Below are 17,278 nucleotides of genomic sequence, written 5' to 3'. Positions count from 1 at the left end.
TGCTATTCCTCCTCTTACATTTCTTCTGGTGCTTCAATCCCTAGTAATCTTAAGCCTTCCTTTAAAACAACACTTACGGAATAGACAAGTGCTAGGCGAGCCTGCTGCTCGGGACCATCTTCAAGAATTTTCACTTCGCCATAATATTTATTAAAAGCTTGTGCAAGATCCACAATGTATTTCGCAATTTGAGATGGATCAAACTGTTCATAGGCTCTTTTAATAGCGTTAGTAAATTCCGTCAACAAACTTACAACCTTCCACTCCTTTTCCCAGGATGGGGTGTTTGTTTGTTCAAGGTTGCTTATTCCCAAGCCTGATTTCTTTAAGATTGAGCATGCCCTTGCATAAGTATATTGGACATAAGGCCCTGTTTCTCCTTCAAAACGAAGCATTTCTTCTAATGAGAATTCTATATCATTCATTCTATAGTTTTTTAAGTCATGGAACATAACTGCCCCGACTCCCACCTGCTTCGCTACAAATTCCTTGTTTGTAAGGTTTGGATTTTTTTCCTCGATATTCTGTCTAGCCATTGTGATGGATTCTTTTAAGACTTCCTCTAATAAGACGACCTTTCCTTTTCTGGTCGACATTTTCTTTCCATCTTTAAGCATCATCCCAAACGGAATGTGAACCATATTATCACCCCATGAACAGCCCATCTTTTCTAGAACAGCGATTAACTGTTTGAAATGAAGGCTCTGTTCATTACCTACAACATATAATGACAAATCAAAGTCATAGTTTTCTTTACGGTAAAGGGCTGCTGCTAAATCTCGCGTTGCGTAAAGAGTTGCTCCATCGGATTTTTTAATTAAACAAGGTGGTAATCCTTCATGTGTCAGATCCACAACCTGAGCCTGATCAGATTCCACTAGTAATTGTGTGTCCTCTAGGAGTTTGACAATTCGGTCCATTTTATCATTATAGAAAGCTTCACCAGCAAAGGAATCAAATTGGACATTCATTAAATCATATATTCTGGAGAACTCTTTTAAAGACTCGTCGCGGAACCATTGCCAAAGTGCCAAAGCCTCTTCATTACCGTCTTCAAGCTTTTTAAACCAGCTTCTCCCCTGTTCAACAAGTCCATGGTCCTTTTCTGCCTCATCATGGAACTTCACATAAAGTGATAACAATTCCTTAATTGGGTTTTCTTTGACCTTCGCTTCTTCTCCCCACAGCTTATACGCGGTTATTAATTTACCGAACTGGGTGCCCCAGTCACCTATATGGTTAATTCTAATAGGTGTATATCCACATTTTTCTACAATGAATGCCAACGAGTTTCCGATAACCGTTGAACGCAAGTGGCCCATTGAGAATGGTTTTGCAATGTTTGGCGAGGACAGGTCTATCGTTACGTTTCGGTTCTTCCCAATGTCCAAGGCACCGTACTGCTCCTTTTGCTCAATAATTTCGGCAATTACCGTTTCTGCAACCACTTTCTTATTTAAAAAGACATTCAAATAGGCACCGACTACTTCTACTTTCTCAAACATTGGTGATTGAATCCTTACGCTTAACTCTTCTGCAATACTATTGGGTGACTTTCTTTTAACCTTTGCTAATGAAAAACAAGGAAAGGATAAATCACCATGAAGCGCATTTTTCGGCTTTTCAATGAGCATTTCCAGTTCCTCTGCTTGTATTTCGTGTCCTAACGCTTCAAATAAAATATCTGCAAGCTCCTGTTTATATTTCATTTTCTAAGACCTCCAATATCTCTCTTTATTCAGCCTATCTTAATAAAAACAAAAAACTCCCGTCTCTATTATGAAGAGACGAGAGTTAACTCGCGGTACCACTCTACTTGTTCCAAAAGAACCAGCTTTCACTTGTTAACGGAGGCTGCTCCGGTTTGCCCTACTTTCTTCAGACAAACATCTCAAAAGTGCGCTTCATCCTTTGTTTCGTATCAGGCTCCCACCATCCCTGACTCTCTTTGACTTCTCAGAAGGATTACTCTCTTTTTCATTGACTTTTTACGGGCTTTTTTTTAGCTATTATACTGGATAAAAAAGGTTTTATCTAGTCATTGTAGGGTTTTTTTTCAAATTGGTCATCCTAACACTAAAGGAGGGATTATATGGCCAGAAGAAATAAAATCCTTGTCCCTGAAGCTAGGTCTGGATTAGATGCCTTAAAAGCAAGAGTTGTTCAAGCGCAAAATCCCGAGAATGCGAAATTTGAAGCTGCCGAAGAAGTAGGTGTTCCATTAAGGAAAGGCTACAATGGCCAGCTCACTTCACAGCAGGCTGGGAAGGTAGGCGGCAGATTAGGCGGCAGCATGGTTCGGGAACTTGTCAAAATGGCACAGGAAAATATGGCAAAAAAGAGGTAAGTAGCGGGAATTCCCTGCTTACCTTTATGATCCGGTGGATCGATAATGCCTTACGCCAAATTGCCACACCAGAAAACATGGAAGAATAAAGAGACTCCCTGCTATTGGCGTACACATATAAAGCAGTTCACTTCCCGTCGTTTTTCCTAAAATAAACAGCAGCGGCAGATAATTAACGGTCCCAAAAGGAATAACATAAGTGAAGAAACGGGCTGCCCACTTTTGATAAATATTCAACGGATATTGTGCCATCTCCCTGCCGCCATCCGTAAAGATATTCGTGACTTCGAGGCCCTGAACCGTCCAAAAACACATGGTTGCACTAAGCATATAAATGCCCGTAAAGATTAGGACGCCGCTGGTAATCATAAAAAATAGAGTAACAGCTTTTATTAAGCTCCACTCAATGGGTAAATTATTCAACGCCCATATCAGAACAATGGCACTCTGAGCCAGCCTTCCGATCCGGGTAAATTCAAATTTCGACCCTAGGACTTGAAGAAATGTGCTACGAGGCCGTACAAGAACCCGGTCAAAATCTCCTTTAACGATTAAACTTGAAAAAGTATCAAATCCCCGTGCAAAACATTCACTTAACGAAAATGCCATGTGAATTACAGCAAAACAGAGGGCTACTTCGAAGAACTCCCATCCTTTTATTTCGCCGAATCGCTCGAACAAAAAGTAAAGTCCCGCAAATATAGAAAAAGGAATAAAGAATTGTCCAATTGATAGCAGCCAAAACGAGGTTCGATATTGCATTTGTGACTTAAATAAAATGAACAAATACTTAAAATAAAGTTTCATCTCTGATTATCCCCCCTGTACGACCACTCTTTTTAATACACTGTTAAGTGCCAATTTTCCCAGCCAAAGGAGACCTAGAAGATACCCCAATTGAATAAAAACTCCGATTATGGCTTCTCTTTGTGCTATATGTCCTGAATAAACACGAAAAGGAAAATCGGCAGTCCAGCGAAAAGGGAGGACATATGCAATATTCTGCAGCCACTGAGGCATTAGCGGTATAGGAATAATCAGTCCTGCAAAGAATTCTCCTAGCACGCCAAATACTAATAGCGAGCCCATTGGAGATAAGGTAATAAATACAGAAATATATAAAAACATGGAAATGGATACTAATAGCAGCAAGCCTAATAAAAGCGTGATGACAAATAAGAATAAGGTTAAAATATTTGGAGGCAGTGTCATGTTGTAGGGCTTTGGTAAAAAGAAAGCAACGATTAAGATAGGATAACAGCGTAGTAATGCGCTTGAAAGTCTCTGTGCCAGAAGCTTTGCATACCAGAAACCATATAAATCTGTCGGGCGGCAAAGTTCGTAGGCGATATTTCCGCTTGTTATTAGATCAAATAATTCATTATCACGAAACCAAAGCATGACAAAAGCTAGGAAAGCCTGCTGGAGCCATATATAAGTTACTAACTCCTTCAATGAGATTGGCGGTGTTACAGAAGCAAATTCATAGAATGCTGCAAATACCATTATCGATATAAATCCCCAGAAAAATTGTGTAGCAACACCGGCCAAGGCTGCAGATCGATATTGCATACCAATTAAAAGTCTGATTTTAAGTACGGAAGCATATACCTTCATATTTTAAACTCCTTATACAACTGGACGATAATATCCTCTATTGGCTGTGATTCGATGGTAACGTCGATAAGGTCCACTTTATTTGATAGCTGGGTAATAACATTCGAAGTTAATGTCTGATCATTATCGATACTGATTACTGCATGTTCAGAAGACCAGTGGGTAATGGTGGTCCCAGGTATATCAAAACGATTGGTATTTTTATGGTAGTCTGCTGTAATGGTTTTATGGGTTCCAAACCGTTTTCTCAACTCTTCTAATTTCCCATCATAAAGCAAACTTCCCTTACCGATTAATATCACACGGTTTGCTAAGGCCTCGATATCATTCATATCATGGGTTGTCAGGACAACTGTTACGCCTTTTTCCTGATTAATGGTTTTGATAAACTGACGGACTGCTATTTTTGAAACGGCGTCAAGTCCGATTGTTGGTTCATCTAAGAATAAGATTTTGGGGTTATGTATTAATGAAGCAGCAATTTCACAGCGCATTCGCTGGCCTAAACTTAATTGTCTTACTGGAGAGTTTATGATGTCTTTTAAGTCTAGTGTTTCTACTAGCAGATCCAAGGTAGATTTATAGTCTGCTTGCGGGACCTTATAAATATCTTTTAAAAGCTCAAATGAATCAATAACCGGCACATCCCACCAAAGCTGTGAGCGCTGTCCAAAGACCACTCCAATATTTTTCACATAATCAACCCGGTTCTTCCAAGGAGTGTAACCCATGATATCGCATTTTCCCCCATCGGGGACCAAAATGCCGCTCATAATTTTGATTGTGGTCGACTTCCCTGCCCCATTTGGGCCAATGTAACCGACAATTTCACCAGGTTCAATACTGAAAGAAATATCACTTAGGGCATCCACAATACTATGCTCCCGATAAAAGAGTGATTTAGCCCCTTGCAGTAATCCAGTAGACCGCTTTGCTACTTTAAAGGATTTCGAAATGCCTTCTACTTTTATCAACTTTTGTTCCCTCCTTTTTCGTCACAGAGGAAAATAATATCACCCATTTATAATAAGTGTCAAGAATTTTTAGAATTGTTTTCCTTCCATAAAAAAAGGACTGATAGCACGTCATTGCTGCTGCCAGTCCTTTATCACTGAAATATCTCAAAAATTTCTAAGCTCCCTCAGACCGGTTAATTACGCTGGTCAATAACTGATCTGTGGATTTACTAACTTTCTCATCAAAGTAAGGTTCATAGGCTTCGATAGGTGGTTTTTTCGTTGTATACACTGCAAGAATGACTCCTATTAAAGAAATACCTGCCGCTATTAAAAATGGGTTCGTGGCCCCCATGGCTTTCGCAACAACATAACCAATAGAGCCAATTAGGATTCCCGCATAAGCGCCAGCCCGGTTCATTCTCTTCCAATAAAGCCCTAAGAAGACGGCTAAGAAAAACGCTGCTCCGAATCCTCCGTACACATAAACGAAGCCCATTGCCAAAAACCATGGCGGCTTAATCGCACTAATAACAGCTAGGAATCCCATTATAAATATAATCATCCGAAGACGTTTATTAAAATCTTTATCACTGACTTTTTTCGGAAAGATGCCCAGATACACATCATAATATAGAGTAGTACCTGCTGTTAAAAGCATAGAGTTTGCAGTTGAAACGGCCGCTGCACAAAGAGCAACTAAGGTCATGGCACCGACGAGCGGAGGTGCATAATCCTGGATAATCAAAGGAACAATGTAATCTGTTGTTTTTCCAGCTGGTAAACTAGGTAATAAGGCTTTTGCGCCTAGACCGAGGATAATTAATGGGCCCATGATGAACAAAAGAACACCAATTGTTCCCATGATCTGCAAGATTGCTACCTTAATATTTTTTGGTGCCAGCATTCTAGTAACCCAGTGCGGTGATGCTGGTGACCCTAATGAATTCGAAATAAAAATAGAAATGAGTGCGCTTAGACTAAAGGTTCCTAATGGTGATAGAAGAATACCCTCCTCAAGCGGCGGTCCGCCTGCAATTGTAGGGGCAGTTGTTGTAGAAAGTGTATCCACAATATTCTGCAATCCTCCGGTTGCTGCTAATACGGCTCCGCTTCCCAAAACAACCCCGATAACAATAAGGACCGTATTAAGTGAATCCGTTGCGGCAACAGACCAAAACCCTCCAATACTCGTAAAGAGAAGGAACACTAAAAAGGCAAAAATGGCAATCTTATAATCGATTCCAGTAATCGTTTCAAAAACAATTCCGAACCCTACTACCTGTATATGAACTAAAAGGAAATATCCAATCGTCATTAATACGCCAACAATCATTCTTAAAGGGCTGTTTTTCTTAAAAGGCTCGTACCTAAGATGGATAAACTCAGGGAATGTTCTTACAGGAGTTTCGGGCCGTCTTATTTTGTAAGCCACGAGCGGAATTAACGCTCCTCCTAAACACCAGCCTGCAACCCATCCAATGATTGCTGCTACTCCTGAGCTATATAAATAGCCAGGTACTCCTAAAACAGATGCTACACTTACCCATGTAGCAGTGGTTGTGCCAATTCCTAACAGTAATCCCATTCTGTGTCCACCCGTTGTAAAATCAGAGATGGATTCTGTGTTCTTTAAGCTTTTTACACTTGACCAAATCGTAAATAGTAAGTAAAAAGCCAATACAATGAAGTACATCATGAAGTTTCGCCCTCTTTATCACTTATTTATATTTAAAAATTTTCCCTGTAGCTCCCCAGCGTTTCACACCTGATTTTTCAATTTTCACACAAAGGTATGTACCCAATATAAAAGAAAAAATCATCGTGCCAAGCCAAATCATCAGTGCTGTTACCATACTATTCCCCCCTTGAAGATATGAAGATTCTTTATTTTCTAAATATATAAAACTGATTGTAACATACATATTTATTCCGTCAACAGTATTTTTATCCATTTTTATTATTTAAGATATTGATCAAAAACAATGGCCCCATCCAATTAAAGTTGGATAGGGCCATTCACATATGAATATATATTTTTAAATTTTAATTATCTGAGCTAGCTTAAACCCTAAGTAAGCCGCGGAATCCTCTAGCACCATAGTAAGAGTCCGCACCGTTGTGATAGACAAAGACATTCCCGTAGCGATAATCACAAAATAGTGCGCCGCCAAGTTTCCTAATATCCGATGGTGTCTCGATCCAACTCGACGTTTTCATATCAAAATTTTCTAGTTTCTGCAGCGAACGGTATTGCTCTTCCGTTAACATCTCAATACCCATGTCTCTTGCCATATCCATAGCACTGTTTTCTGGTTTATGTTTTTTCCTAGCGTCGAGCGCTTCGCGGTCGTAACATACACTTCTTCGGCCTTTAGGACTTTCTTTTGCACAATCACAATATATGTATTCATCTTTCTCTTCATCATATCCAATGACATCCGGTTCACCGCCAGTGGCTTCCATTTCATTGAGTGACCACAATTTATCAGCATTAGCATCCAGCTTTGCCTGCACATCAACCCATTTGTGTCCTTCATGGCGGTGCATGTGTTTCTCAAATCGATCCTTCAAAATACTTAGTATTTCTTCACGTTGTTCGAGAGATAGTTCTTTTTTACTGCTAGTCTGTGTCATGTTCATTTCCCCTTTCCCAGTACCATTCTATCCTAGTTTAGCCAACTTTTCATTGAATTTAACAAGCATCTCGAAGTCATTTACAAATCAAATTCATTTTAACAAAAAAGACCCAATCCTGAAATTGGATTGGGTCTTGAAAATTTAAGAACACCTTTTACTCAACAGTCACGGATTTAGCGAGGTTACGTGGTTTATCAACATCGCAATCACGGTGCAGTGCAGCGTAATAGGCAAGAATTTGTAATGGTATTACAGAGATAAGTGGTGTTAATAAATCATGTACTTCTGGTATAACGAAGCTGTCTTCGTCCATGTTCAGACCCTTCATAGATATGATGCATGGATTAGCGCCGCGGGCAACAACTTCTTTCACGTTTCCGCGGATGCTTAAGTTTACACTTTCTTGGGTTGCAAGTGCAATGACTGGTGTACCTTCTTCAATTAAAGCAATTGTACCATGCTTTAATTCTCCGCCAGCGAAGCCCTCAGCTTGAATATAAGAAATTTCTTTTAGCTTCAACGCTCCCTCTAAGCCAACATAGTAGTCAATTCCACGTCCAATAAAGAAGGCATTACGGGTTACGGATAAGAATTCTCTTGCAATATGCTCGATGAGTTCTTTTGAATCACAAAGTACCTCAATAGCATTGGCAACTAAACCAAGTTCATGGATTAAATTAAAACCTGGGTCAAGATTGCGGCTTTTAGCTGTAACTTCCGCCAAAATTGCCAAAACAGCTAATTGTGCTGTATATGCCTTTGTAGAAGCAACCGCAATTTCTGGACCAGCATGAAGCAATAATGTATGATCTGCTTCACGAGAAAGAGTGGAGCCAGGAACATTTGTAATTGTTAATGACTGGTATCCCATTTCCTTAATATTAACTAGAACAGCACGGCTATCGGCTGTTTCACCGCTCTGTGATATAAAGACAAACAAAGGTTTTTCAGAGAGAAGCGGCATATTGTAGCCAAACTCACTAGAAATATGAACTTCAACTGGAATCTTTGCCATTTTTTCAATGAATTGCTTCCCAACAAGACCTGCATGATAGGAAGTTCCCGCTGCAATAATATAGATACGGTCAGCGCTGTTCATTGCAGAAATTATCTCAGTATCAATGGTTAATTCACCTTGTTCACTCTGATATGCTTGGATGATTTTGCGCATAACAGCAGGCTGCTCATCAATCTCTTTTAACATATAATGAGGGTAAGTGCCTTTTTCGATGTCGCTTGCATCTAGTTCAGCAATGTATGAAGTACGAGTTACTGTCTCACCATTAAGATTTTGGATTGTTACTTCGTCTTTCATGACAATAACAACTTCTTTGTCCATAAGCTCTACATACTCGTTAGTTACTTGAAGCATTGCCATCGCATCACTTGCAACAACATTGAAATCAGTACCAAGACCAACCAATAATGGGCTTTTATTCTTTGCAACAAAAATAGTCTCACTGTTTTGTTCGTCTAATAAAGCAAGCGCATAGGAGCCATGTAATAGCGAAAGAGTCTTTCGGAAAGCTTCTAAAACTCCCAAGCCATCATGAGTGAACTTTTCAACTAATTGAACAATGACTTCTGTATCTGTTTCACTAACAAAACTTACATCTGCTAAATAGTCCCGCTTTAAAAGGTCATAATTCTCAATTACACCATTATGAACAAGCGTGAAACGTCCAGATGCACTTTGATGCGGGTGGGAATTTGTCATGCTAGGCACTCCATGAGTAGCCCAGCGTGTATGACCAATTCCAATGTTAGCTGAAACATTATAATCAACAATTTCACGCAGATCAGCAATTCGTCCCTTTTCCTTAAAAACTTGAACCCCATTTTCATTCATAACAGCAATACCTGCTGAGTCGTATCCTCTATATTCGAGCTTTTCTAAGCCTTTTAATAAAATTTCTTTCGTATCATTATTTCCAATATATCCAACAATTCCACACATTTTCTTTTCCTCCCTGATATAGGGGGCAAGAACGCTTTGGAGGCCCACCTTGCCCCCTTATCTCTGTTATCACGGAAGGTATCTGTATATACCTTCTCATATACTGCTATGTTTAGTATGCGCATTTTCCTCTCTTTGTGCACCAAGTTGCCCTGGTGTTTTAAAGAAGAAATAAACGGTTGTGCGTTCAACCGGGAGGTATCCGCCGAACATTCGATAAACCTCCTCCTCGTCAACTAACCCACACTGGTTAGTTCAGGCGCTTTAAATTACTTGAAACACTTTTAACAACTATCCTCCTTCCAAGTTATTTTTGCCTTTTAAGAAACAAAGCAAACTAATCTTACCTGAAGAACCCACTATTCGTCAATAAAAATAATAAATGGGAAATTTACTTGTTATTCCCACTTACATAATAAAATATGCATAAGGGCTCTTTATCGTCCCTTATGCATATGCAATAATCTATTCTTTTAATTCCATTTCAGCTTTTACTACAGATACAATTCGGTCTACATAAGCTGCACATAATTCTTCAGTAGACGCCTCAGCCATCACACGGACTAGTGGTTCTGTACCTGATGGACGAACAAGAATACGGCCGTTTCCATTCATTTCAGCCTCCACTTGCTCAATGACAGCTTTTACCTTCTCGTTATCCGTAACATGGTGTTTATCTGTTACACGGACATTAACGAGTTTTTGCGGGAACTTTTTCATATCTGCTGCTAATTCAGATAACTTTTTCTGTGTTGATTTCATAATGTTTACTAATTGGAGCCCTGTTAATAAGCCGTCTCCAGTTGTATTGTAGTCTAAGAAAATGATATGACCAGATTGCTCTCCGCCAAGATTGTAACCATTTTTCTTCATTTCCTCTACTACATAGCGATCTCCAACTGCTGTCGGTACACTTTGAATTCCATAGCCTTCTAAGCCTTTGTAAAATCCAAGATTACTCATTACAGTTGAAACGATTGTACTATGTTTTAGGCGGCCTTGTTCTTTCATATACTTCCCGCAAATAAACATAATTTGATCGCCGTCGACGATGTTGCCCTTTTCATCTATTGCAATTAAACGATCTCCATCACCATCAAAGGAAAGTCCTACGTCAGCACCCTTTTCCTTGACCATTGCTGCTAATGCTTCTGGATGTGTTGACCCCACTCCGGCATTAATATTGAGGCCATTTGGCGAAGCACCCATAACAGATATATCCGCATCTAAATCCGCAAATAGGTGGGTGGCAAGTGAAGAAGTAGCTCCATGAGCACAGTCTAAGGCAATATGTATGCCTGAGAAATCTTCATCGACAGTGTTTTTCAAGTATTGAAGATACTTTTGACCACCCTCAAAATAATCCATAACCTGACCTAGGTCTGCACCAACCGGTCTAGGCAATTGGTCCTCTGACATATCGATTAATTCTTCAATCTCAAGTTCTTGGTCATCAGAAAGCTTAAAGCCGTCCGGGCCAAAGAACTTAATTCCATTGTCTGCAACTGGATTATGTGAAGCGGAAATCATTACACCAGCCTCTGCTCCCAATGCCTTTGTTAAATAAGATACACCAGGAGTAGAGATGACTCCTAAGCGCATTACCTCTGCACCAATAGAAAGTAAACCAGCAACTAATGCTCCTTCCAGCATATGCCCGGAAACACGGGTATCACGACCAATCAGCACTTTTGGTCTATCCTTATCCTTTGTTAATACAAAGCCTCCGAAACGTCCTAACTTAAAAGCTAATTCAGGTGTTAATTCACTATTTGCAACGCCTCGGACGCCATCTGTACCAAAGTATTTTCCCATTTTCAAAATCGCTCCTTATCATGTTAACTGCTGTGTGTTATGCGTTGTCTCTTGTTATCGTAATTTTTGCAGATGACCTGTCAGGTTCCCAATTTACATTCGGCGGCCCATCCACTTGAATGTCCACATTATGTTCACCCTCAGTAAGGCCATTTAGGTCAATGAATATGTTGAAGTCGCTTGGTGCTAGCGGAGTAACGGCAGCGCCTGGTCCAAAGACTAACAAATTTACTAGCCGGCTGCTAGGATCATTGATGACCGCCTCATACTGTTCGGATAACCCTCTAATATTTATGGGAACACCGGAAACCGTTTTTTCCATTTCACTTTTTACCACCACGGTTAACTTTACCGTTTCAGGTGTTACTTTGGTTATCCCGTTTGAGATAATAACCGGTAAAGTCATGGTCGTATTTTCCGTTATTTTGCTTACATCCACTTCGACACGGACATTATCTGTATCTTTTAAAACATCCTCATTACCAGAAATAACCGCTTCCTCGACATCTAACTTCATTGATTCAATTGTAATTCCTTCTTGTGTGGATCCTTTTTCAATGATGTTTATTGGGACAGTTTTTGTATTGCTTTTAATCGGAATCGTTACTTCAACACTTTCCGGCTCAACAATTACATTGAGTTTATTTAATTCCTTATCTAGAACCTGTACCTGTGCCTCTTTTGTCACAGTACCATCCAGTACATCCTTGCCTTCTAGTGCTGCCTTTACATATGTAATTCGATCGATTACATCTTTTGCACCTGTGATTTTAACCTTATTTGGCTTAACGATAGGTTGTCCCGCTGAATAACCCTCTTTTATTAAATCATTATCAAACTCCGCCTCCACCGTAAACTCAGTCGTAACCTTTTCTTGAACCGCTACGGTTATGGAGCTCGGCTTTATGGTAGCTTTTAGTTTATCGGAAAGGCCGCTAACCTCAAATGTTACTTTTTGGCTCCCTATTTTAGCATTGGTTATATCCACAAATACTTCAAAATTTTTTAAAGCCTTCGCAGATTGCACATGGGGCATTGGGCCCTCAATTGTCACATCAACACTATCCGGAATTCCTGTAACCACGAGATTCTCTGTATCATAATAAGCATTTACAGGAATATCAGCTAAGGTCTCTGTGGTATTTTCTCCTGGTACATTAAATTCGTTTGTCTTGCCGCCAGAATTAGGGACTACAGAATAAAGCAGAACTGCCAGTAATATGGCCATTATTTTAATGAACCAGGGATTATCCATGAGTTTATCCATTACTCTTTCCCCTCCAGTTCCAACGAGCTGAAGAAGCCGGTTTTACTTTCGTGCTGGTAACAATTAGATCATGAGAAATTAGTTCCTTGAATCCATCTAATGTTAGATTCCGGTGAAGCTCTCCATTTCTCGTTAGAGAGATATTTCCGGTTTCTTCAGAAACGACTATGGTTATGCTGTCTGTAACCTCACTTATTCCCAAAGCAGCACGATGCCTAGTTCCGAGTTCTTTTGAGATAAAAGGACTTTCAGATAAAGGAAGATAACATGCTGCCGCCGCTATATTATTTTTTTGGATAATGACTGCACCATCATGGAGCGGCGTATTTGGAATAAAAATATTTATGAGTAATTCAGAAGATATTTTTGCATCGAGTGGAATACCCGTTTCAATGTAATCACTCATCCCTGTTTCCCTCTCTATGGAAATCAAGGCACCAATGCGGCGTTTTGCCATATAATCTGTTGCTTTAATAATAGCGTCCACCATTTTCTCTTGTTCCTCATCATCTGGACCACTGCTTCTCGAAAAAAACCGCCCTCTTCCTAACTGCTCAAGGGCTCTCCGAAGCTCCGGCTGAAAGATAATGATTACGGCTAGAAAACCCCAATCAATAGCCTGCTGGGTTAACCAGCTTAACGTATTTAGACCAAAGAACTCACTGACAACTCTAATAAGGAGAATCACGACAATTCCCTTTAATAATTGTACAGCCTTCGTTCCTTTTATAAGGTTTAATAACTTATAAATGACATACGAAACAAGGAGAATATCAACAATACTAGCTAGGTACTTCCATATTGTAAAATCTTCAAAAAACGGCATTGTTTTTCCTCCGTAAATTTGTCTAACTTATAACCAATTTATTATACCATAAATGTTACTTGTACCTATTATTTGTCATTTAAATACTTCTCATTAAAAAAGAAATCACTCAGGACCGAGTGACTTCTTCTATTATTCTTCACTTTCATTAAAGATATCAATAACATCAGCGGCTGTCTTTTTCATATGGTACCAAATCCAATCAAATACTTCATTAACCTCTTCAATTTGGCCCGTTACACGTCCGGCAGACGCTAAATACTGTTCACCATTTATTACCGTTACATCGCCTTGTACTTCACCCTCGATTTTTAACTTTCCGTTTCGAACTATGACATCACCTTTAACGACTTCTCCCTCAGGGACAATCACCGTATCATTTTGTACAACTAAATTTTCTTGTTTAGAAACCGAAAATTCCCGTTCTCCATTCCAAGTTGAAAATACACTTCCCATCATTAAAACCAAAAATAAGGACGCTGCAGCAACGAGAGGATGATTTCTCAGCCATCTTTGCATGCTTATCTTCTTCTTTTCCTTAGGGAGACTTGCCATCACTTTAGCTGTAAAATCAGGTGGTGCCTGCATTCTAGACGTTCCTTTTACAACGGCAATCGTCTTCTTATATTCATTAAACAGTGTCTCACATTCCTTGCAGCCTTTGAGGTGTTCTCTTAAAATCATCTCATTTTCAGGATCTATTTCTTCATCTAAGTACTCATGCATTAATTCAACGATTTCATCATTACACTTCACCGTGTTTCACCTCTTATCACACATAACGTAATTGTTGTCTGAGCGCCTCGCGTCCACGATGGATGCGGGTTTTGACTGTGCCTAACGGCATATCAAGGATTTCACTTATTTCATTTAGCGACAGCTCTTCAATATATTTTAGAACAATAACTGACCTATACTTTTCAGGCAGCTTTAATATTTCCTTTTGAACGGTTTCCTGCAGTTCAAGGCTTTCTAATTCCTTCTCAGGCAAAGGTGAGTCTGAAGAGAGCTGTGAATACATGGTAAGACCGTCTGTTCCAGAAACTTCTGCATCCAGGTAGTAATCTGGCTTCTTTTTTCTGATTCTGTCGATACATAAATTTGTTGCAATTCTAAATAACCATGTAGAAAATTTTAAATCCTGATTAAATGATTTGATATTAACATATGCACGGATAAAGGCTTCCTGTGCAATGTCTTCTGCCTCATGGCGGTTGCCAAGCATTCTGTATCCCAGCTGGAAAATGCTATTACTATAGATTTCAACGATATCGGCAAATGCATCTTGATCGCCTTTTATAACTTGTTTAATTCTTTTTTTTATAAGGGCTTCCATTAATTTATCTCAGCTCCAATGCGGCTATACAATCTTACGAATCAATAGCAAAAAGGTTTCAATATAAATAATATCTTCTTGCCTACTTTTTATATTAACAAAAATTAACTTATTTTGGATATAAGAAGGCTTACTCATTTTCGCCTCGAAATAATAGAGGAGATAGATTCCTTAGTGGTACCGTTTTCGGGTGCTTTCTTATGGTCCATGGATGGGTTTGAGAAGAGACCTGAGCTGAAATAAACGGAGAAATTTCGCTTAATTTATTTTTTTTATTAAAAATGGGTGAAATAGACGGAACGATTCCGCCTATTAACTTGAAATACGTGAAAATGGGGAATAATGCTATGAATAGTCGGAAAATATCCACTTATATAGCCTATAACAAGCTTCAATTTGGATTTATCCGTAAAACATCCGCTTATTTTACTTTTGCGGGTTATTGCATAAAAGAGCTCATATTACTTCACTGCCCATACTTTCATCAAATGTGAATTTTACCATATAAAAAACTGCACCTCAATTGTCAGTATTTGCGTCTGACAAAAGAGATGCAGTAAACAGCTAAGATAGCTGCTGTTTATTGATTATAATAATTTTTCTCCGAATAAGGATCCCATTAGTTCGACTGCTGCTCTAGCCGTTTTGTTCTTCTCATCTAAAATCGGATTAACTTCTACAAATTCAGCAGATGTGATAATCTGCGCCTCTTCGAGCATTTCCATTGCCAGGTGACTTTCACGATAACTAATGCCGCCCATTACTGGAGTTCCTACACCAGGTGCATCATTAGGATCCAATCCATCTAAATCCAAGGACAAGTGAACGCCATCTGTCCTATCTTTTAAATAGGAGATTGTTTCCTCCATGACCTGTGCCATTCCAAGTCTATCGATTTCATGCATTGTATATACTTTAATGCCTTTTTCTTTAATTAAAACTTTTTCACCCTCATCGAGTGCTCTTGCTCCAATAATCACTACATTTTCAGGTTTCAGTTTTGGTGTATAGCCTGCAATATCTGTTAAGGAACGATGGCCAATACCTAAACTGGCAGCTAATGGCATACCATGAATATTCCCAGATGGCGAGGTTTCTGCTGTATTTAAATCACCATGGGCATCATACCAAATAACCCCTAGGTTCTTATAATGCTTAGAGACACCAGCTAAGGTTCCAATGGCGATGCTATGATCTCCTCCCAAAATTAGAGGAAAAGCTCCTGACTGAATGACTTCATCTACTTTCTCTGCTAGCAATGAACTTTTTTCAGCAACCAGATCTAAATTTCTCAAATTAGATTCTTTATCGATTACCACTTCAGGTCTTCCAATTGGAATGTCACCCATATCATGAATTTGATCAAAAAGCGGTTTAAGTCTCTCATTTATACCCGCATACCTGATGGCACTTGGCCCCATATCTACTCCACGTCTCATTTGGCCTAAATCCATCGGCATTCCAATTATTGATAGTCTTCTCATAAGATACCTCCTGTCCCCTCATACCTCTATTTTAACCGCTTTCAAACCAATGACTCAACTCGACAAGTTTATGTATATATATACGGGGGGCAGCGGTAATAATGGTGTTCTTTTGATAGCTTCTGGCTCTACTATTTACTTTTTGTGGATTTCGGGCTGTCATTACCATTATGAGTGGCGCTTAGTACTTCTTGTTGCGGTCTTTGGGTCTTTAATTACCTTCATGAGTGACGCTTTGTACTTCTTGTTTCGGTCTTCGGGCTCTCATTCCCTTTATGAGTGACCGGTAGCACCTCTTGTTGCGTTCTTCGGGCTCTCATTCCCTTTATGAGTGACCGTTCGCTCTTTTTTTTGCAGCCTTCGGGCTTTCATTCCCTTCATGAGTGACCGGTAGCACCTCTTTCTGCGGTCTTTGGGCTCTCATCACCCTTATGAGTGACCGGTAGCACCTCTTTCTGCGGTCTTTGGGCTCTCATCAACCTTATGAGTGACCCTTTGCTCTTCTTTTTGCAGCTTTTGGGCTCTCATCATCTTCATGAGTGACCGTTTGCTCCTCTTTTTACAGCCTTTAGGCCATATCACCCTTATGAGTGACCCTTAGCTCTTCTTTTTGCAGCTTTTGGGCTCTTATCACCTTTATGCGTGACCGCTTTTGTTTTTCTTTCGAGTCTTTGGTCACTTTAGCCAACAGTATTAATTAAAAATAAATTATGCTAAACATAAAAAAGCCTTAAATCGCAATGATTTAAGGCAAGATGTAATATGTAGTGTGATGGTTAATTTGTTGCTTCATAATAACTTTTACTTTCATAAATAACATTGGTGGAGCCTAGCGGGATCGAACCGCTGACCTCCTGCGTGCAAAGCAGGCGCTCTCCCAGCTGAGCTAAGGCCCCATTTGGAGCGGAAGACGGGATTCGAACCCGCGACCCCCACCTTGGCAAGGTGGTGTTCTACCACTGAACTACTTCCGCTTTTCATAGATAAAGACCCTGAGAGATAAATTATCTCTTGGGGTCAATTTGTAAAAATT

General features: G+C 39.6%; 16 protein-coding genes, 2 tRNA genes and 1 other annotated feature. Of the genes, 2 read left to right on the top strand and 16 right to left on the bottom strand.

Features of this window, described 5'->3' with window-relative positions:
• Positions 1 to 14: 14 nt before the first annotated feature.
• Positions 15 to 1,709: an arginine--tRNA ligase gene (argS, locus tag SFC47_RS24640; RefSeq protein WP_411257208.1), complete on the bottom strand. Its 1,695-nt coding sequence runs from the start codon at positions 1,707 to 1,709 to the stop codon at positions 15 to 17.
• 71 nt (positions 1,710 to 1,780) lie between these two features.
• Positions 1,781 to 1,990: a binding site (T-box leader), on the bottom strand.
• 102 nt (positions 1,991 to 2,092) lie between these two features.
• Here argS and SFC47_RS24635 point away from each other — a divergent pair.
• A complete protein-coding gene (locus SFC47_RS24635) occupies positions 2,093 to 2,347 on the top strand; it encodes an alpha/beta-type small acid-soluble spore protein (RefSeq protein WP_411257207.1) in 255 nt (84 codons plus the stop codon).
• 24 nt (positions 2,348 to 2,371) lie between these two features.
• Here the strand turns inward: SFC47_RS24635 and SFC47_RS24630 are convergent, their stop codons facing one another.
• The 12 genes from SFC47_RS24630 to sigW form a co-directional block, all read right to left on the bottom strand.
• On the bottom strand, positions 2,372 to 3,154 hold the full coding sequence (locus SFC47_RS24630) for an ABC transporter permease (protein ID WP_411257206.1): 783 nt from the start codon (positions 3,152 to 3,154) through the stop codon (positions 2,372 to 2,374).
• Positions 3,155 to 3,160: 6 nt separating this feature from the next.
• Positions 3,161 to 3,964 (bottom strand): ABC transporter permease, encoded by an 804-nt coding sequence (locus SFC47_RS24625; RefSeq protein WP_411257205.1) that lies wholly within the window; start codon positions 3,962 to 3,964, stop codon positions 3,161 to 3,163.
• The gene (locus SFC47_RS24620; protein ID WP_411257204.1) at positions 3,961 to 4,938 is read right to left on the bottom strand and encodes an ABC transporter ATP-binding protein; all 978 of its coding nucleotides are present in this window, start codon (positions 4,936 to 4,938) and stop codon (positions 3,961 to 3,963) included. Before SFC47_RS24620 ends, SFC47_RS24625 begins: the two co-directional genes overlap by 4 nt.
• Before the next feature lie 157 nt (positions 4,939 to 5,095).
• A complete protein-coding gene (locus SFC47_RS24615) occupies positions 5,096 to 6,619 on the bottom strand; it encodes a sodium:solute symporter family protein (protein ID WP_411257203.1) in 1,524 nt (507 codons plus the stop codon).
• A 22-nt stretch (positions 6,620 to 6,641) separates the two neighbouring features.
• Positions 6,642 to 6,875: a hypothetical protein gene (locus tag SFC47_RS24610; protein WP_411257202.1), complete on the bottom strand. Its 234-nt coding sequence runs from the start codon at positions 6,873 to 6,875 to the stop codon at positions 6,642 to 6,644.
• 109 nt (positions 6,876 to 6,984) lie between these two features.
• On the bottom strand, positions 6,985 to 7,557 hold the full coding sequence (locus SFC47_RS24605; protein ID WP_411257201.1) for a DUF4256 domain-containing protein: 573 nt from the start codon (positions 7,555 to 7,557) through the stop codon (positions 6,985 to 6,987).
• Between the two features lie 157 nt (positions 7,558 to 7,714).
• Positions 7,715 to 9,517: a glutamine--fructose-6-phosphate transaminase (isomerizing) gene (glmS, locus tag SFC47_RS24600; RefSeq protein ID WP_411257200.1), complete on the bottom strand. Its 1,803-nt coding sequence runs from the start codon at positions 9,515 to 9,517 to the stop codon at positions 7,715 to 7,717.
• Between the two features lie 465 nt (positions 9,518 to 9,982).
• Positions 9,983 to 11,332: a phosphoglucosamine mutase gene (glmM, locus tag SFC47_RS24595; RefSeq protein WP_411257199.1), complete on the bottom strand. Its 1,350-nt coding sequence runs from the start codon at positions 11,330 to 11,332 to the stop codon at positions 9,983 to 9,985.
• Positions 11,333 to 11,369: 37 nt separating this feature from the next.
• Positions 11,370 to 12,599 (bottom strand): CdaR family protein, encoded by a 1,230-nt coding sequence (locus tag SFC47_RS24590; protein WP_411257198.1) that lies wholly within the window; start codon positions 12,597 to 12,599, stop codon positions 11,370 to 11,372.
• Positions 12,592 to 13,425, bottom strand: a complete 834-nt coding sequence (gene cdaA / locus SFC47_RS24585) for a diadenylate cyclase CdaA (RefSeq protein ID WP_411257197.1) — start codon at positions 13,423 to 13,425, stop codon at positions 12,592 to 12,594. Before cdaA ends, SFC47_RS24590 begins: the two co-directional genes overlap by 8 nt.
• Before the next feature lie 132 nt (positions 13,426 to 13,557).
• The gene (locus SFC47_RS24580) at positions 13,558 to 14,181 is read right to left on the bottom strand and encodes a zf-HC2 domain-containing protein (RefSeq protein WP_411257196.1); all 624 of its coding nucleotides are present in this window, start codon (positions 14,179 to 14,181) and stop codon (positions 13,558 to 13,560) included.
• A 16-nt stretch (positions 14,182 to 14,197) separates the two neighbouring features.
• Entirely contained in the window at positions 14,198 to 14,761 is a 564-nt protein-coding gene (sigW, locus tag SFC47_RS24575; RefSeq protein ID WP_411257195.1) for an RNA polymerase sigma factor SigW, read from the bottom strand.
• A 281-nt stretch (positions 14,762 to 15,042) separates the two neighbouring features.
• Between sigW and SFC47_RS24570 the strand changes: the two genes are divergently transcribed.
• The gene (locus tag SFC47_RS24570; RefSeq protein WP_411257194.1) at positions 15,043 to 15,255 is read left to right on the top strand and encodes a hypothetical protein; all 213 of its coding nucleotides are present in this window, start codon (positions 15,043 to 15,045) and stop codon (positions 15,253 to 15,255) included.
• A 93-nt stretch (positions 15,256 to 15,348) separates the two neighbouring features.
• Here the strand turns inward: SFC47_RS24570 and rocF are convergent, their stop codons facing one another.
• The 3 genes from rocF to SFC47_RS24555 form a co-directional block, all read right to left on the bottom strand.
• Positions 15,349 to 16,245 (bottom strand): arginase, encoded by an 897-nt coding sequence (rocF, locus tag SFC47_RS24565; RefSeq protein WP_411257193.1) that lies wholly within the window; start codon positions 16,243 to 16,245, stop codon positions 15,349 to 15,351.
• 820 nt (positions 16,246 to 17,065) lie between these two features.
• Positions 17,066 to 17,141, bottom strand: a tRNA-Ala gene (locus tag SFC47_RS24560).
• Between the two features lie 3 nt (positions 17,142 to 17,144).
• Positions 17,145 to 17,219 (bottom strand) — tRNA-Gly (locus tag SFC47_RS24555).
• Between the last annotated feature and the right edge of the window lie 59 nt (positions 17,220 to 17,278).

This window comes from Neobacillus niacini, from assembly GCF_046591715.1.
Taxonomy (GTDB): domain Bacteria; phylum Bacillota; class Bacilli; order Bacillales; family Cytobacillaceae; genus Neobacillus; species Neobacillus niacini_L.
The sequence above is the reverse complement of the archived record's forward strand: the minus strand, read 5'-3'. Positions and strand labels throughout refer to the sequence as shown.